Source organism: Pedobacter sp. NEAU-ZC8 (assembly GCF_059278965.1).
In genome coordinates, this window is record NZ_JCAJXC010000012.1 from 1 (window position 1) to 15,153 (window position 15,153).

Below are 15,153 nucleotides of genomic sequence, written 5' to 3' on the forward strand. Positions count from 1 at the left end.
CACGGCAGGCCTCAGCAAGCTTGCGGCTTGAATAAATGTTGGTTACATAACCATAAACCAGCACCTTCAAAAGTAATAAAGGATGATAGTTAGATCCGCCCCTAATGTGATAGGCTTTTAAAAGCGGCTCCAGATTGATCCGATTGATCACATCATTGACAACCCTAACAGAGTGATCCGCAGAAATTAAGTCGTCCAAACTCGGGGGAAGCATCACCAACTGATTCTGGTGATAGGGCCTGAAAGTAGGTCTTTTTACTGCCATTTCCTGGTATGTTTTATACTTAAAAATAAGAAAAACAGACCTTTAAAGCAAGTAAAGGGCACTTGAAATTAAAATAGAACGCTTAAATATTATTCATAAAAATCTCGATATACGAAAAAGAGCCTGATCATGATTTATGATACAGGCTCTTTCTTTTTATCAGGTGTATTCTAGGCCCAATAAGCGAGCGTGTTACTTCAATGATTTCATGTCAATTACAAAGCGATAATGAACATCTCCGGCAAGGGTGCGCTCATAAGCTTCATTGATCTGGTCAATATTAATCATCTCGATATCTGAGGTAATATTATGTTCGGCACAGTAATCAAGCATCTCCTGTGTTTCTTTAATACCACCTACCAGCGAACCAACGAGGCTTCTGCGGCCGCCGATCAATTGAAAAGCACTAACATCTGATGGGGTCGGTGGCACGCCTAACAGCACCATAACACCGTTGGTGTTCAATAATGCCAGATATTCATTGTAGTCGTGTTCTGCTGAAACGGTATCTATAATAAAGTCGAAAGAATTCGCCAGTCGCCGCATATTATCCTTGTCGGTTGTGATCTCAAAATGATGCGCTCCGAGCTCCTGGGCATCTTTTTCTTTGCTTTTCGAGCGACTAAGCACAGTGACTTCAGCGCCCATAGAAGAGGCTATTTTTACAGCCATGTGCCCCAGACCACCTAAACCCACTACGGCAAGTTTATCCCCGGCTTTAACATTCCAGTGCCGCAAAGGCGAGTAAGTCGTAATACCTGCACACAATAAAGGAGCTACTTTTTCGAGTGGGAGCTTATCTGACACATTCAACACGAACTTTTGTGTAACCACGATGTGTGTTGAATAGCCACCGTAAGTGATGGTTTTTTTGTCTTGAAGCAAAGAGTTGTAGGTTTGGGAATGGCCGTTTTCGCAATATTGCTCCTGGTCTTGTTCACAGTTTCTGCAATATCCACAAGAATCAACAAAACAGCCTACGCCAACGGTATCACCAACTTTAAATTTAGTTACCCCATCGCCAACCCGGCTAACTTTTCCTACAATTTCATGGCCCGGCACCACCGGATACATCGTACCTCCCCACTCATCCCTGGCCGTGTGAATGTCGGAGTGACATACTCCGCAATACAGAATTTCAATTTCTACATCATCACTGCCTGGTTCCCGACGGTCTAACTGGTAAGGAGCCAGGGGCTCTTTGGGGCTATTTGCCGCGTATGCTTTAACGTTCATATTTGTTTTTTTAATGGTAACAATCCGGAGTATCGGAATGATTTACTTTTTATTCAAAAACCAAAGTTAAATGCATTCGGTTGTATATAAAATATTACCAGAAACTTTAATGAATAGCTTATGACTGAGAGACCTAAACATCCTAATTATAGCCTTACAAAGAGCAGGGAGGCTATATATTTTGATGATGACACCTATTTAAACCCCATCCCGCGGGCGGTAATCCGCCCAAATTCATCAATTTTGCTGGACGGCGAATGGAAGTTCGCCTTAGATAAAGACAACCGTGGTTTAAGTGAGAATTGGTTTGTCGCCCATAATTACACTCAGACCGCCAACTGGCCAGGCAGCGTTGAAGCCCATATCTCCAAAGTGGATCCTGGCAGTGACAAATATTGGCACGATCAAGTGATCGTATGGTACGAAAGAACTTTCCCCCTGCCAAAACCTGTAGACACCGGGGTCAGTGGCTGTAATCAATTGCAACTAACTTTTGGGGCCTGTGGCTATGAAACCAGGGTCTGGCTCAATGGCATACAACTAAAAACTATTGAAGGTGAGTTTGTACATATCGGAGAATATACATCCTTCTCCTATGAGTTGGACGAAACGATCCTAAAAGAAGAGAATAGACTTACCATCCGGATCATGGCTACTATGGATGCTGATACTACCCGTGGCAAACAGGAATCGGCAGTTTATAAACGTGGTGGCATTTGGTACCAGACCTACTCCGGCGGGGTACGCAGCATTTGGCTGGAAACTGTAGAAAAGAACCGCCTTCGATCCCGCGTCGGTGTCGTAAGTTATGTAGAAGATAATCTGGTACGCTTCAATCTGACCACAAGAATACATGATCCGGGGGTGTACAAAATCAGACTCTATGTTTATAACAGGTTACAACAAGATAGAACACCGATTGCCACAGATGAGTTTACATTGACCCTTGAAGCTGGACAGAAAAACCAGCGGTTGGTGCTTGAAGTTCCGGATGCAAAAGTCTGGTCGCCGGAACAGCCGCATCTATATCGTCTTATCGCACAGCTGGTAGATGAAAATGGTTATGTATCGGAGATTGAAGCACACTTCGGACTACGTAAGATCGAATCCCGGGGAAGCGGCATTTACCTGAATAATAAAAAGATATACTTAAACGGCATACTTTACCAGCCGGGGCTCGCTAGCTATGAGCAAATTAAAAAACACATGCATGCCATGAAAAGGCTGGGTTGTAACCTGGTGCGCATACATATCGCCGGGGTTGACCCCAGGATCTATAATCTTGCAGACAAGTTAGGGATACTGCTCTGGGTAGAGGTGCCGAGCCCGCACCGATCTAATGCAACCAGTCGTTCTAACCACAAAGCTGAGCTGTTGCGGATGTTGTCCTTGATCGGTACGCACCCTTCAGTGATTATCTGGAGCTTGTATAACGAAGATTGGGGTGCCCAGGACATCGCTACCAGTGTCGAAACACGATCGTACATCATGGACATGTATCATTATATGCAAATTGCGCATCCTCAGTTTTTGGTTGTAGATAATGATGGCTGGCAGCATATTTCCTTTGAGGGCCGACTGAAGAGTGACATCCTGACTGCACATTTATACACCCCAGACCTCGAACGCTGGAAGGAAGTTTTAGATGGCTTGGTTAAGGGCGAGCAGACGGGAATAGCAGCATTTCCACTTGTGGTGGGTGATCCGTTTTTCTTTCGCAGGCAGGTCCCCTTAATTGTAAGCGAATGGGGTGGCTTCGGTTTTGCGGACTATGGAGGTCCGGCAGACAATGAAGAACGTGCAGAGACGATCCGTGCCTTCAAGAAAGAACTTCGGAAACGACCAATCGCAGGAGATATTTACACTCAGGCAACGAATATCGAAGATGAAAAAAACGGATTGATTGATTTTGAAACTGGCGAATTGAAAGTACCAGATGGCCTTTTGGGCGACGTCCATCCAGAATAATAAAAAAGGCGACCTAGGTCGCCTTTCCTTTATGTTCCCAATGATCCTTGATAACTTTGCCGTCAGGATCAATTTTTAACCTTCTGGCATAACGTTCGCCCTTGACGTTGCCATGTTCGTCACGCTTACCAATAAATAACAATATCGGTCTCCCTTCATCATCTGTCTTAAATGCCAGATCATAACGCTTAAACGTCGTTTCGATAAGGGTTGATGGCTCATATTGCTTAGCCAGAATCTTTAGAACAGGTTCCTTTAAGTCCATAAGTTAACAGGTGACCATTAAACAATTGCTACTGCGCAGCAGTTTGCAGCGCTTGCGCTTCTTTAAGATGTTGCTGTAAGGCGGGCGTCTTTATTCCTGCGAACTGTCTTAGATCTGCGCCTGGTACACCCGTGTTGCTGGCCGCCTGCGTAAAGAGCTGTACAGCTTTCTCATGGGAAGCTACCATCATTCTAGTAAATTCCTTGTCAAAAGTAGCACCAGTATACAGTCCAAGTGCATTGATGTTATCCTGGTCTTGCTGCTCCAGGTTTGTAGGGATGCTAAGCTCCATAGATTTTGCAAGGTCAGTAAGATCTACACCCATAGCGGTATGTTCAGAGATCATTTTTCCTGCAAACTGTTTGATTTGCGAATTTTGCGACTTTGATTGTGCCAACGTTGCAGCAGCTACCTCAAACTTATTATTCGCTAATGCCTGCGTTACAAACGCCTGGTTTTCCATTTGATAATTTGCGTCATCGTTGTCAGACGTACAAGATTGGAGGGCAAAGGCAAGAAGCAGAAATGCGAAAAATAGTTTTAGATGGTTGAGTTTTTTCATTTTGGTTGGTTTAAATAAGTTGTTTGTAAATGAATAAACAACAAAAGAGCGAAATTATTTTACAAAATTTGTTTTATTCCTGTTGCTCAAGCCATAATGTGCAGTGCGTCTCAGCCGCTAAACGGCAAGGTTAGGAAGCTCAAAATGCAAGATTAATGTGGTTGGGGAACACTGAAGTGAAACGTACTCCCTTCGCCAACAGTACTTTCTACCCAAAGTTCTCCTCCATGTTTGGCAACAAAATCATAACAAATACTCAGGCCTAGCCCGGTGCCTTTTTCGCCCGAAGTACCATAAGTTGTGTAGTTAACATTCTTGTTAAACAATTGTTCGAGCTTATCAGCCGCTATGCCTAAACCCTGATCTTTAACAGAAAATTGGATCAGCCCATCTACTTTAAAGGCGCTTAAGATAATTTCGTCCCCTTTAACGCTAAATTTTATGGCATTCGACACCAGATTGCGGACGATTGTCTCCAGCATGCCCACATCTGCGGTAATACCTAGGCCTTGCTCAATGTTCAGGAACAAGCCGACACCCTTGTTGATCGCCATGGGTAAGATTTTTTCTATGCAATTCCGCACCATGCTACCGAGGTCATCTGTATATACTGGATTGAAGTTAAAAGCATTAAATTGAGCTTTTGCCCAAGTCAACAAATCTTCAAGCAAGGCATTGGCGTTACTTAGCTCCTGTTTCATTTTAGACAAATAGGTATGTACCTCCGTCGCAGAACTGGATTCATAATCCATCAAAGTAAGATCCAGGAGCTGCAAACTTCCGGATATAGGATTCCGTAAATCATGTCCTATGATCGACAGTAATTTGCTTTTCTGTTCATTTGATTCCTGCAATTCTGCATTCAGCGCCTTCAATGCATTTTCTTGAAACTTTCGGGTCGTGACATCCCGCATGCTGCCCTCTATGATCGTCTGGCCGCCTTGGTCTTGAATCATCCGGGCATTCACAGACGCATATTTCAGCTGATCATCACGTGTTTTCAGCCGTACCTCAAAGTCGATCACCGCACCTTCCAGCTTCAGCATTTCAACAATCCGGTTACGGTCATCCTCATAATAGTAGAAATCTGAAACTGGCCTGCCAATAACTTCTTCGCGGCCATAACCTGAATAAAGCTTTATAGATGGCGAAATCTCCGTAACATAGCCATCCATATTCGTCTGATAGAAAACATCCTGCACATTTTCGAATATTGTCCGGTACTTGGCTTCACTGAGAATAAGGTTATCTTCAATTTCTTTTCTGTTCGTGATGTTCTCCATGTGTGAGACATAATACAATGGCCCACCTTTACGGTCTTTCAGCATCGTAGAGGCCAGCATTACCCAAACAACAGAGCCATCCTTATGAATGTACCGCTTTTCTAATTTGATGTTGCCCTGGGAACCATCGCCAAGACCACTTAGCAAACTAATACTTTTATCCAGATCTTCCGGATGAGTAAGCTCCTGTATAGTCATCTGCTGCAACTCATGTTCTGTATACCCAAGGATTTGACAAAGGCTTTCATTTGCACGCAGCCATTTGCCTGAGGTGCTTACCAGCGCCATACCAATCAGCGAATGTTCGAATGCCTGCCTGAAGCGCTCATCATTTTGATAAAGATGATCTTCCAAATGGGTGTTTTTCGCAAGGTCGAAGTTAAAAACACGATCCTGTCGGGGCTCGTTTTCTAAAGATAATACCAAGCCGCTAACCTGCTCGTCGACTTCCATTACGGCCTTTCCCTGGCATACATAGGTAAGTTCTGCAGCTTTGGTTCTAAACTTAATATCGGGTATTTTCTCCTCCCGGTTATGTAAGAGTATATCAAAAATGCTTGTACAGTCAACGTTACCCAAAATTGGAACGTCGTAAAAGGACTTACCTGGAAAGAAGTCCAGGGGCTGCCGCATTAACTCGGCATACCGGGTTGTCACACCCAGATAAATTAAATTTCGGCTTAATAATACAGCCGCACCAGGTATATAAGGTAAAGCTAGCGCAATGGCGTCCAGGTTATTTGTCATAGGGAATCATAAGCCCAAAAGCTTACAAAGACAAATATAGGAAGCTATTTATCTCAATACTAATGATAATGAGATAAATAGCCAGGGGCAACAACATGGGCGAATATTATGTCAGAGAGACTTTATTAGCCAGGAGTTCATTGTACCGCTCCAACAGATCGATGTATTTATCTTTCCAGTAATGCTTGTTTGCAGGATCATCCTGAACCTCTTCTTTCGTTGGTGCCACTATCGTGCGGTTTTTCTCCTTGCTAAAGTCCTCCGCTGTAAAAAGGTGTGGTAATTCGACTGAAAAATCGTGATCTATGGCACAGCCAATGCGGTAGATAATTTCCGGTTTGAGATGTGGTTGGTTAAACCAATTATAAACCGAGCGCCTGTTCACATTGGTGAGCCGCGCGACGTCACTGATCGAGTGACCGTTTCTCCTTACTACCCGCTCTAAAATTTGTCCGTGATGAATCAGCATTTTTTTTTTAGTTAGTTGGCTTGTTTATGATCAATTAGTAGCGTTTACATTCACCCACTTTGTACAAAACTGTGTAATGAATTTCACACTTGTGGAAATTTGTACTCAGCCATTTCCCAGTTCAGGACAACAATTCTCTCAAAAAATGTGGCTTAAACTGCTTTGGAAGCTGCATGTACGCAATCCTACCAGATATAGGTCAAATTTGATACCCATGGCAGGTACGCTGGTCGGAATTACCTAGACTACCACAGGTACAAGCAGCTGTTCAGGAGGCATATCGCCGATTATCTTCCACATGTTGGGTAAAACACTCAGCAAAGAACATAAAAAAAAGCGCATATTAAATGCGCTTTCATTCCGGTAATCAAACCTCATCGTCGGGCTTGATCTCGGCCCCTTCTTCATCAATCCTCATCCGGTCATTGCCGGTGTTATGTTCGGGATCGGCCTTATGACTTCCGCCGGATGAAGTGGATTCATTACCAACCGCTTGAGATTGATTATTTGCAGGGTTGTTTTGTTCTTTGTTTTCGTTCGTACTTTGTTGTTCTTCCTGGTTTGACATAGCATTAAAGTTTTGGTACTTTTCTATAACAGTCAAACGGATATTTAGTTGCAGAAATTCATGATCTTATTGCCCCCCCACCAAACCAGCCTTTTATTTTGTTTAGAAATCCCTTGTCATCCTTTTTCTCATCGCTACCAATCAGATAGGCAAAGGGCTTTAATGGCTCAATATGCTCGAAAACAATCTTTGTGATTCCCAGTAGAGGTATAGCCAGGATCATCCCGGGAATGCCCCAAATCATTTCACCCGCCACCAGACCTACAATGGTGAACAAAGGATTGATACTAACCTCCGCGCCTACGATCAGCGGCTCTAACAGGTACGTTTGTACGAACTGAACGAAGCCGTAAACCAGCAAAATACCGATTACCATGTTCATGTCCCCACCCTGCACCAGCGACATTGCAATGGTGAGTGCAGTTCCGGTAAGGTTCCCTACAAAAGGTACAATCTCCAGCAAGCCACAAAGAATCGCAAAAAAGATAGCGTTCTTTACGCCAAGCAGGCTAAAACCAATACCGTACATCACCCAGAGACATACAATCATCAAAAACAATCCGGAGAGATACTTCACGGTAACCTGCTGCGTATCGTTCAATATTGTCATGGCATTACCCCGATCAGTCAGCGGAACGAGTCGAATAATAAACCCTTTTAGCCGGGTACGCAGGTACATAAACAAATAAATATAAACAAAAACGAGTAGTGTGTCAGTGAGAAAGCCAGTTATTCCCGACATTAAACTTGTGGCCATTCCGCTTACTTTTCCAGTGGAGGACTTTTGTTGCTCCTTGATCAACTGATCCTGTTTTTGAGGAGAGACACCTAACTTTTCGCTAACAAAATCTTTTAGCTGTTCATATTTCTCCGTGGCGGTCTGCTGCAGCTTGGAGGTATTACTGGCAATATCTGACATCTGCCATCCGACAAAGAAGAACACTATTGCGACAAATACCAACAAGAGTGTGATCGCTGCAAGCGTGGAAAGTGCTTTGTTTACCCCTTTCCCTTCAAGCCAACGTGCAACTGGCAGTAACAACATCGATAACAACGCGGCAAAGGTTAGTGGCACCAGAAAGGGCTTACCGAAAATGAGTGCAACAACGATCAACAGGATCAGTGCGACGATTGCGAGGGCTTTGAAAAGTCTTGGGTTCTGCATACATGAAGGTTAAATGATTGGACGTTAAAGACCGGCAACGGCTTTAATTAAAAGACAAATTGCGAATTTTTGTTTTACGAGGGATGCTGATTAATACTAGTGGGTTCTAGTTTGTTCAGAATAATCTCAACGCTGCTATTAGGAAGCAAGATGTACCTTTGCCGCTAATGGAATATTTCGAGGCATTACAAGCAGCACTTAAAATTGAGCGGGACGAGGACTTCAGGCAATATCAGGTGCTTACCGAGCGTGTTCCGGTGGCAACAAGAAGGGCAAATGGATTGAGCTGGTATCCTGTAGCGATCAGGGCCACCGAACTTAGCCGCGGTGATTACATGAATGTGGAGTTTGAACGTACCACAAATCATGAGCTCAGCCATCAGTTCCGGTTTGGTGCAGCTATTGCCCTTTTTTCAAATCATGATCGTCAAGACCGACTAGAAGGGACGATCACCAATATTAGTGGAAACCGCTGTAAGATCAGCTTTCGGGTAGATGAACTGCCAGACTGGAGCAAAGATGGCAAACTTGGTCTCGACCTGCTGTTTGATAATAATAGTTACAACGAGATGGAGCGGGCGATAAAAGCTGCAAGCGACATGATCAACAGCCCCAAGGCAAATGACGAAGGGCTGGTCACCTTACTTACTGGAATCCGGAGACCTGTTTTTAACACAGCTACATACACCTACCCCATCCCATTGCTTAACAGCAAACAACAGGAGGCTGTTCAAAAGATACTGACTGCTGAAGACCTGGCGATCGTTCACGGGCCCCCGGGGACTGGAAAGACCACGACGATCGTACATGCGATACAGGCCTTATTGAAGAAAGATCAACAACAAATTCTGGTTGTTGCACCGAGTAATACCGCAGTAGACTTACTTACCGAAAAGTTATCGGAGAAAGGGATAAATGTTTTACGCATCGGCAATCCCGCCAGGGTTTCCCAGCGCCTGCAATCGCTAACCATGGACAGCAAAATGGCTGCACATACTCAAACAAAGGATATTAAGGCCCTGAAGAAACAGGCTGCGGAGTTCAAAAATATGGCGCATAAATACAAGCGCAATTTCGGTCGGGCTGAGCAAGAGCAGCGCAAGGCCCTGTTTAACGAAGCGCATAAGATTATGAAGGAGGTTGAGCAGCATGAACAATACATTTCTGATCAGGTGATCAGCAGTGCTGAAGTCATCACGGCAACTTTGGTCGGCGCCAACCATTACACAATCCGAGATCGGAAATTTAGCTCCGTGTTTATTGATGAAGCTGGCCAGGCACTGGAGCCAGCTTGCTGGATAGCAATTCTGAAAACCAGAAAGCTAATTCTTGCAGGCGACCATTGCCAACTACCTCCAACCATAAAATCCAGGGAAGCTGCCGGCAAGGGTTTAAGTATCACGCTCATGGAAAAGGCTGTACAACTATTTCCGGATGCGGTGACGCTCCTGGAGGAACAGTACAGAATGCATACCGACATCATGACGTTCAGCTCCAGGACCTTTTATGAAGAGCGGCTGCGGGCAAATGAAAGCGTTGCAGGCAGGACCTTGTTTTCCGCGGATGAGCCTTTCACCTTTATCGACACCTCCGGGTGCGGTTTTGATGAAAAACAGGAGGAAAACAGCATCTCCAATGCAGAAGAAGCATTGTTCCTGTTAAGACATCTAAAGACTTATGTTACTGGAATAAGAGATTATTTCAACTCATCAGAATTCCCTGCTATCGGCATAATTTCACCTTACCAGGAACAGATTAAAACATTGACGGAATTGTTTGAAGCAGATGAAGCATTTCAGACCTATCGCCAAAACATAGCCATAAACACCATTGACAGTTTCCAAGGACAGGAAAGAGATATCATCTATATCAGTCTGACCAGAAGCAACACGGCGCAGCAGATCGGTTTCTTGTCCGACATTAGGCGCATGAATGTAGCCATGACAAGAGCTAGGGCAAAACTTGTGATCATCGGAGATGGAAGCACGTTGTCTAAATCGCCCTTTTACTTAGATTTAATGAAGTATGCTGAAGAAATAGGTGCTTATCATAGTGCCTGGACATTCATCACAGATTAGTCGGGTTGGCGGAAGTCATTGTAGATAAGCTGGTCTGATTGATTTACTTCCCGTATGGAATTCATCTGTTCCATATGATAATCTTTAAGTATCTGCGGTTGTATAATCTTGGCATGTCCCATCCACATGTACGTCCATCCAATAAGTTCACGATTGATCCCGCACTTCAAATGCATGCGTAAATTTCCATTGGGAAGTAGTTCAAACGTTTGAGAATGATGCCAGATGTGTGACTTCACGAACTCTCCTGTTAGCGAAGCGAATTCGATTATAACGTCATAAACCTCATCATTAATGTTTTGACCCACTCCAAAACGCGCTTTCAGGTTCCGGTCTAAGATTGTGTTTTCCTTTTTGAAGGGAAAACTCTGATTACTTAATTTAAACGCAGTGATCTGGTATAAATCAAGCACCAGGCAGCGTTTCGATGATTCTAAAATGCCTGCTACAAAAAAGCCTCCGCGGTGATAAAGAATTTTTAGGGGATGGAAAACAAATGGAAAGCTGGTCGAGCGATACATGGAAACTGAATCACCCTTACAGGAAATGACTTCAACGGCCCGGTGATTCGATACGCTCCAGAGTATTTGATTGAACTTCTCCTGGAATTCTTCATCAAACATAACCTCATTAAAATGCGTATTTTGCATTGAAGAACCGTCCCAGTTAGAATTGTTTTCTACCTTGCTGCTATTGAGATGGTTCGCGAAAATATCTCGAAATTTATCAAGTGAGCTCTTCCGACATGTTGAGATTCCCAAAGGAATGACCAACTTGTTTAGAAAGTACGTGTCAATATCAAAGTTGTTAATAGTGCCGGCACCAGTATGACGGTTTATCACATACAACTTTTTGTTAAATTCCTGGTTTTTAAGCTCCAAACGCTCCTGATCACGCAAAAAATAATTACCTACATCTTCCAGATCACGATACAATTGTCGGTTACTCACCTCCGCACCTAACGACTTCAGAGCGGATTGCAGCGAATCGATTGTTTGTGGTGCATGACTCAGCAAAGCATAAATATGCTTTAAACGTTCCAATTGCTTCATAGTTGACATATTATGACAAGGTGTAGAATATTTTCGACTCAAACCTAAATAATATATTTTATCTTCGATCAGTTATTAAACAAACGATTAACCTGATTTTGTTTTAAATAAGTTCGTTAGCACCAAAAGATATATTATAATGTCTCTCTTAGGCAGTCTCAAGAAGTTGTGGCTGCCTTAATTTTTAAAAAGCAGTTTAACTGTTAGACATATTTGTATCTTCAATATTAAATTGGACTTTTGTTATAAATGAATCATTTCGACCCAATAAAACAAATTCTCGATACTTCAGGTGTCTATTACCTGGTCATGGTAGATATGAATAGCAAATATGCTTATTTAAACAAAAAATACCTGCAAGCATTCGACGGCATCCATGGACACCTTATTGGGCAGCACTATTCAAAGACAATGCATCCGGATGATACCGAGATTTGCATGCGTGTCTCGCAGCAATGTTTTGAACAGCCGGATAAAATGTTTCCGGCAACGATTCGAAAACATGATGGAAAAGGCGGTTTTATCACCACACAGTGGGAATACAAGGCCGTTTTAGATGCTGACCACAATCCTGCAGGAGTCTTCTGTATTGGTAATGATATTTCGGAATTTATTGCAACCCGTTTTAATCTTGAGCAGACGATGAAATCGCTTAGTCACGCGACCTTGACCCTGGAGGAAATCGCACATATACAGTCCCATGTCATCCGAAAACCTATCGCGAATATTCTTGGATTAGCGACGATTCTAGAGACCATGGATACAGATGAAAGCTTAAAAGCACTCGTCGAGATGATCAGCAGCAGCGCAAAAGAGTTAGATGCCGTTATAAAAAGTGTATCCAGTAAGATCTAGTCACTGATTTTTCGGTACTCCTACCGGATACCTGGGATTTTTTTTAGCTTTATGATTCTAAATAAAAAACCTAATTCAATGAACAGCTTAAACCGAAAAACATTTTTATTAAGTGGCGTAGCCCTAGCCGCTGGTACCGTGGCTTCCGCAATGCCTGTAGCACCGGCACAAAAGAAATACCCTGTCGTTCACCATGCATTATTCTGGTTGAAGAACCCTTCCTCCATGGAAGATCGTGCAAAACTTGTTGCAGGCGTTAAGACTTTAGCTAAGATTAAAACCGTTAAAGAACTACGTGTGGGTGTAGTTGCAAGTACTGAAAAACGTGATGTTGTAGACAACAGCTGGGGCGTATCAGAGCTGATGTTCTTCGAAGACCTTGAAGGTCAGGCCAGCTATCAGACAGATCCAATTCACCTGGAATTTATCAAAAACTGCAGCCATCTCTGGGATAAAGTTATTGTATATGACGCAGTTGAGGCGTAAACTACCATTCTAAACATACCTGAAACGGCACTTACTTTTGCAGGCTAAACGTTGCAAGATAAAAGTGCTGTTTCTTCAAACCTAACGCAGGATCAGACCCATAGTTAAAAGACACTCCGAATGAAATTCGCAGGGGCCTGGTTAGCAAATAATAATCTAGCCCAGCTTTCATTAACTGCGTAAAGTCCTCTTCAACAGCGGTTGAATTCAGCACTGCATACCTTGCGGTATAATCAAAAGACGCCTCCCATGTTTTGTCGGGTGAGATCATCTCCACAGCTGATTCTTTCCGTCGGTTGCCTGCAAGTGCATATTGAAATTTGACCAGAGGCCGGAGGATCGTGCCACTGTTGTCATCTTGCCTTGCAGAGAAGTTATTTTGAAATTCAACACCGGGATTGAGCGCGAACAGTTGAATCAGCTTACGGTTTCCCCTTACGGTATAGGTATTTAAGTTGAGTCCCTTATCTCCAGACCTGAAGGGAATGGCATCCATATTAAAGAGTAAAGCACTGGCAGTATCCCTCAGATTTCTAGAGAACTTCAATGTAGGGGTAAAAAACCACTGACGGTATGTTGTCAGGGCATTATTCCTTTTGATGTTCGTGCGCAATGTACCTGACAGTCCGGTTTGCCAGTTGTGTTGTTCCTCATCAATCAGGGTGTTACGATGATACTCTCCTATTATTTTACCTTCCATGGTAAGGCTGTTCCCAATTTTGAAGTTGGTGACTGGAATACCAACACCGCCGTCAATCAGGTACGATGTTTTCGCATGCCTGGGTATCGTAATTTGGAAACGGACAGGTGAATTTCTGGTACCTGCCGATCCGAAAGACTGACGGAGTTCCAGCCGGTCTAAAAATCTGGAAACTGAGGATGGTTGCTCCTGTGCTGCCAGGGAATTTGTCAACAACAATGCACCAGCAATGAGTGTAAACTTCGCGCCTTTCATAACTTCCCCTCTACCATGTCTACACAATCCATAACGGTGTCCACCCCTGAGACATCGGCAATGCGCACTGATGCCCCTGCATTATGGGTTTTCACAAGCTCATCCAGCAGATCCGCCAAAAATTGGTAAGCGTAATCGGTCGGCAAGAGGTTGCCAATTGCAAGATGATCGCCGAGATTCTTGGGTTCCTCCCAAGATTGGCCTGCGGCAACCAGAATGGCCTTTTTCACTTGAAGATCAAGGCTAAGCTGGGTGCTCCGGATATAGGTATGCCGCATGGCAGCCGCTGTGCTAAGGCTGTTTACCCGTGCGTTAAGGTATTGGTATTCCCCCTCGCTAAAAGCATGCCCGGCTTGTAAGAGGTGTGTGATGTTCTCCTTCCGCTGCAAATTCTGCTCCTCAGCTGCGGATTCATCAAATGGATATGCTTTGGCTGCCATGATTTTATCCTGCTCTGATAAGCTCGTGGGTTCCTGCACGTAGCAAGATGAAGCAGCACCGCTTAAAAACATCCAGTCTGGAAAAGAATAGTGCATGATGGACTGTTTATCATGCGGCGAATAAGTTAGCCCGCCTGCCGGCATTTGTTTGAGGTTGTAATCGATCTGCTCTTTCGACCAAAAGTTCGGGGGACCGGAAAGATACGCGTACAAACGCGCCCAGTCGAAGTCGCAGTTTGCCGCTGGCGACTGATGTTCATGATGGAAGCCCAAGGCATGTCCGAACTCATGAAGGACTGTTGTGCGCCAGTTTTCAGGCAAGCTCAGATCAAATCCTTGTAGGTTCAAGGTGATGTCACCAGGCTGGCATATTTCCGGATCCTGACTGTCTGTACCGACAAACGACCAATAACCAGGATGCTCGAAGCCTACTCTTATGGATGAAGTATCTCCGGGTTGCCATAGCCTGTAAGTTGCCGCAACAGGATTAAATCCAAAATCGAATTCTATGTTCCCATACTTGCTCCACTCAGCAGCGGTTTCTGCGATTTTGCGGTGTAACTCAGCATCGCCATTTTTGAAACTCACGATAAGCCTGCGCTGGTCCCACAACAACAGGTCTTCCAACACAAGTTGTAGCGGTTGCCCATTTAGGTTGGCTGGGAGCGCTTTTCTACGTCGCTCTTCCCGGAGCATGATTTTCCGGATGATTTCCTTCGGGAATCCTTCCATGATTTGGATTGTGCGGTTTTCCATAGC

The 15,153-nt window shown here is 44.0% G+C and carries 15 protein-coding genes; 4 read left to right on the forward strand and 11 right to left on the reverse strand.

Annotated features, from left to right (window positions below; genetic code table 11):
• Together AC5WJX_RS10790 and AC5WJX_RS10795 are read right to left on the reverse strand one after the other, a co-directional pair.
• On the reverse strand, positions 1 to 265 hold a 265-nt coding region (locus tag AC5WJX_RS10790; RefSeq protein ID WP_494484509.1), incomplete at its 3' end, for a transposase.
• 192 nt (positions 266 to 457) lie between these two features.
• Complete coding sequence (locus tag AC5WJX_RS10795; protein ID WP_494484510.1) at positions 458 to 1,501, reverse strand: NAD(P)-dependent alcohol dehydrogenase; 1,044 nt, start codon at positions 1,499 to 1,501, stop codon at positions 458 to 460.
• Between the two features lie 120 nt (positions 1,502 to 1,621).
• On the opposite strand from AC5WJX_RS10795, the gene AC5WJX_RS10800 reads away from it, so the two are divergent.
• Positions 1,622 to 3,469 (forward strand): glycoside hydrolase family 2 protein, encoded by a 1,848-nt coding sequence (locus AC5WJX_RS10800; RefSeq protein ID WP_440429127.1) that lies wholly within the window; start codon positions 1,622 to 1,624, stop codon positions 3,467 to 3,469.
• Between the two features lie 13 nt (positions 3,470 to 3,482).
• On the opposite strand, the gene AC5WJX_RS10805 is transcribed toward AC5WJX_RS10800, so the two are convergent.
• The 6 genes from AC5WJX_RS10805 to AC5WJX_RS10830 form a co-directional block, all read right to left on the reverse strand.
• Positions 3,483 to 3,734: a hypothetical protein gene (locus tag AC5WJX_RS10805; RefSeq protein ID WP_494484511.1), complete on the reverse strand. Its 252-nt coding sequence runs from the start codon at positions 3,732 to 3,734 to the stop codon at positions 3,483 to 3,485.
• A 28-nt stretch (positions 3,735 to 3,762) separates the two neighbouring features.
• On the reverse strand, positions 3,763 to 4,296 hold the full coding sequence (locus AC5WJX_RS10810; protein WP_494484512.1) for a DUF4142 domain-containing protein: 534 nt from the start codon (positions 4,294 to 4,296) through the stop codon (positions 3,763 to 3,765).
• 152 nt (positions 4,297 to 4,448) lie between these two features.
• Positions 4,449 to 6,326 carry a PAS domain S-box protein gene (locus AC5WJX_RS10815; RefSeq protein ID WP_494484513.1) on the reverse strand — a complete coding sequence of 626 codons (1,878 nt, stop codon included), beginning with the start codon at positions 6,324 to 6,326 and terminating at the stop codon, positions 4,449 to 4,451.
• A 106-nt stretch (positions 6,327 to 6,432) separates the two neighbouring features.
• The gene (locus AC5WJX_RS10820; protein WP_494484514.1) at positions 6,433 to 6,795 is read right to left on the reverse strand and encodes a helix-turn-helix domain-containing protein; all 363 of its coding nucleotides are present in this window, start codon (positions 6,793 to 6,795) and stop codon (positions 6,433 to 6,435) included.
• Between the two features lie 367 nt (positions 6,796 to 7,162).
• Positions 7,163 to 7,363 (reverse strand): hypothetical protein, encoded by a 201-nt coding sequence (locus tag AC5WJX_RS10825; protein WP_494484515.1) that lies wholly within the window; start codon positions 7,361 to 7,363, stop codon positions 7,163 to 7,165.
• Positions 7,364 to 7,421: 58 nt separating this feature from the next.
• Entirely contained in the window at positions 7,422 to 8,528 is a 1,107-nt protein-coding gene (locus AC5WJX_RS10830) for an AI-2E family transporter (protein WP_494484516.1), read from the reverse strand.
• 167 nt (positions 8,529 to 8,695) lie between these two features.
• Here AC5WJX_RS10830 and AC5WJX_RS10835 point away from each other — a divergent pair, with 167 nt between their 5' ends.
• Positions 8,696 to 10,606, forward strand: coding sequence for an AAA domain-containing protein (locus tag AC5WJX_RS10835; protein ID WP_494484517.1), 1,911 nt, complete (start codon positions 8,696 to 8,698; stop codon positions 10,604 to 10,606).
• On the opposite strand, the gene AC5WJX_RS10840 is transcribed toward AC5WJX_RS10835, so the two are convergent.
• Positions 10,603 to 11,658: a helix-turn-helix transcriptional regulator gene (locus AC5WJX_RS10840; RefSeq protein ID WP_494484518.1), complete on the reverse strand. Its 1,056-nt coding sequence runs from the start codon at positions 11,656 to 11,658 to the stop codon at positions 10,603 to 10,605. The genes AC5WJX_RS10835 and AC5WJX_RS10840 overlap by 4 nt on opposite strands.
• Before the next feature lie 249 nt (positions 11,659 to 11,907).
• On the opposite strand from AC5WJX_RS10840, the gene AC5WJX_RS10845 reads away from it, so the two are divergent.
• Both AC5WJX_RS10845 and AC5WJX_RS10850 read left to right on the forward strand, forming a co-directional pair.
• Entirely contained in the window at positions 11,908 to 12,513 is a 606-nt protein-coding gene (locus AC5WJX_RS10845) for a PAS domain-containing protein (protein ID WP_494484519.1), read from the forward strand.
• Between the two features lie 78 nt (positions 12,514 to 12,591).
• On the forward strand, positions 12,592 to 12,999 hold the full coding sequence (locus tag AC5WJX_RS10850; protein ID WP_494484520.1) for a Dabb family protein: 408 nt from the start codon (positions 12,592 to 12,594) through the stop codon (positions 12,997 to 12,999).
• A 31-nt stretch (positions 13,000 to 13,030) separates the two neighbouring features.
• Here AC5WJX_RS10850 and AC5WJX_RS10855 read toward each other — a convergent pair whose 3' ends face one another.
• Together AC5WJX_RS10855 and AC5WJX_RS10860 are read right to left on the reverse strand one after the other, a co-directional pair.
• Complete coding sequence (locus AC5WJX_RS10855) at positions 13,031 to 13,954, reverse strand: hypothetical protein (protein ID WP_494484521.1); 924 nt, start codon at positions 13,952 to 13,954, stop codon at positions 13,031 to 13,033.
• Entirely contained in the window at positions 13,951 to 15,150 is a 1,200-nt protein-coding gene (locus tag AC5WJX_RS10860) for a zinc metalloprotease (RefSeq protein WP_494484522.1), read from the reverse strand. Before AC5WJX_RS10860 ends, AC5WJX_RS10855 begins: the two co-directional genes overlap by 4 nt.
• Positions 15,151 to 15,153: the final 3 nt, after the last annotated feature.

What these genes read in the sequence shown, in the direction of transcription:
- AC5WJX_RS10795 (WP_494484510.1), bottom strand. Translation starts at nt 1,501, where the DNA reads ATGAACGTTAAAGCATACGCGGCAAATAGCCCCAAAGAGCCCCTGGCT.
- AC5WJX_RS10800 (WP_440429127.1), top strand. Translation starts at nt 1,622, where the DNA reads ATGACTGAGAGACCTAAACATCCTAATTATAGCCTTACAAAGAGCAGG.
- AC5WJX_RS10805 (WP_494484511.1), bottom strand. Translation starts at nt 3,734, where the DNA reads ATGGACTTAAAGGAACCTGTTCTAAAGATTCTGGCTAAGCAATATGAG.
- AC5WJX_RS10810 (WP_494484512.1), bottom strand. Translation starts at nt 4,296, where the DNA reads ATGAAAAAACTCAACCATCTAAAACTATTTTTCGCATTTCTGCTTCTT.
- AC5WJX_RS10815 (WP_494484513.1), bottom strand. Translation starts at nt 6,326, where the DNA reads ATGACAAATAACCTGGACGCCATTGCGCTAGCTTTACCTTATATACCT.
- AC5WJX_RS10820 (WP_494484514.1), bottom strand. Translation starts at nt 6,795, where the DNA reads ATGCTGATTCATCACGGACAAATTTTAGAGCGGGTAGTAAGGAGAAAC.
- AC5WJX_RS10825 (WP_494484515.1), bottom strand. Translation starts at nt 7,363, where the DNA reads ATGTCAAACCAGGAAGAACAACAAAGTACGAACGAAAACAAAGAACAA.
- AC5WJX_RS10830 (WP_494484516.1), bottom strand. Translation starts at nt 8,528, where the DNA reads ATGCAGAACCCAAGACTTTTCAAAGCCCTCGCAATCGTCGCACTGATC.
- AC5WJX_RS10835 (WP_494484517.1), top strand. Translation starts at nt 8,696, where the DNA reads ATGGAATATTTCGAGGCATTACAAGCAGCACTTAAAATTGAGCGGGAC.
- AC5WJX_RS10840 (WP_494484518.1), bottom strand. Translation starts at nt 11,658, where the DNA reads ATGAAGCAATTGGAACGTTTAAAGCATATTTATGCTTTGCTGAGTCAT.
- AC5WJX_RS10845 (WP_494484519.1), top strand. Translation starts at nt 11,908, where the DNA reads ATGAATCATTTCGACCCAATAAAACAAATTCTCGATACTTCAGGTGTC.
- AC5WJX_RS10850 (WP_494484520.1), top strand. Translation starts at nt 12,592, where the DNA reads ATGAACAGCTTAAACCGAAAAACATTTTTATTAAGTGGCGTAGCCCTA.
- AC5WJX_RS10855 (WP_494484521.1), bottom strand. Translation starts at nt 13,954, where the DNA reads ATGAAAGGCGCGAAGTTTACACTCATTGCTGGTGCATTGTTGTTGACA.
- AC5WJX_RS10860 (WP_494484522.1), bottom strand. Translation starts at nt 15,150, where the DNA reads ATGGAAAACCGCACAATCCAAATCATGGAAGGATTCCCGAAGGAAATC.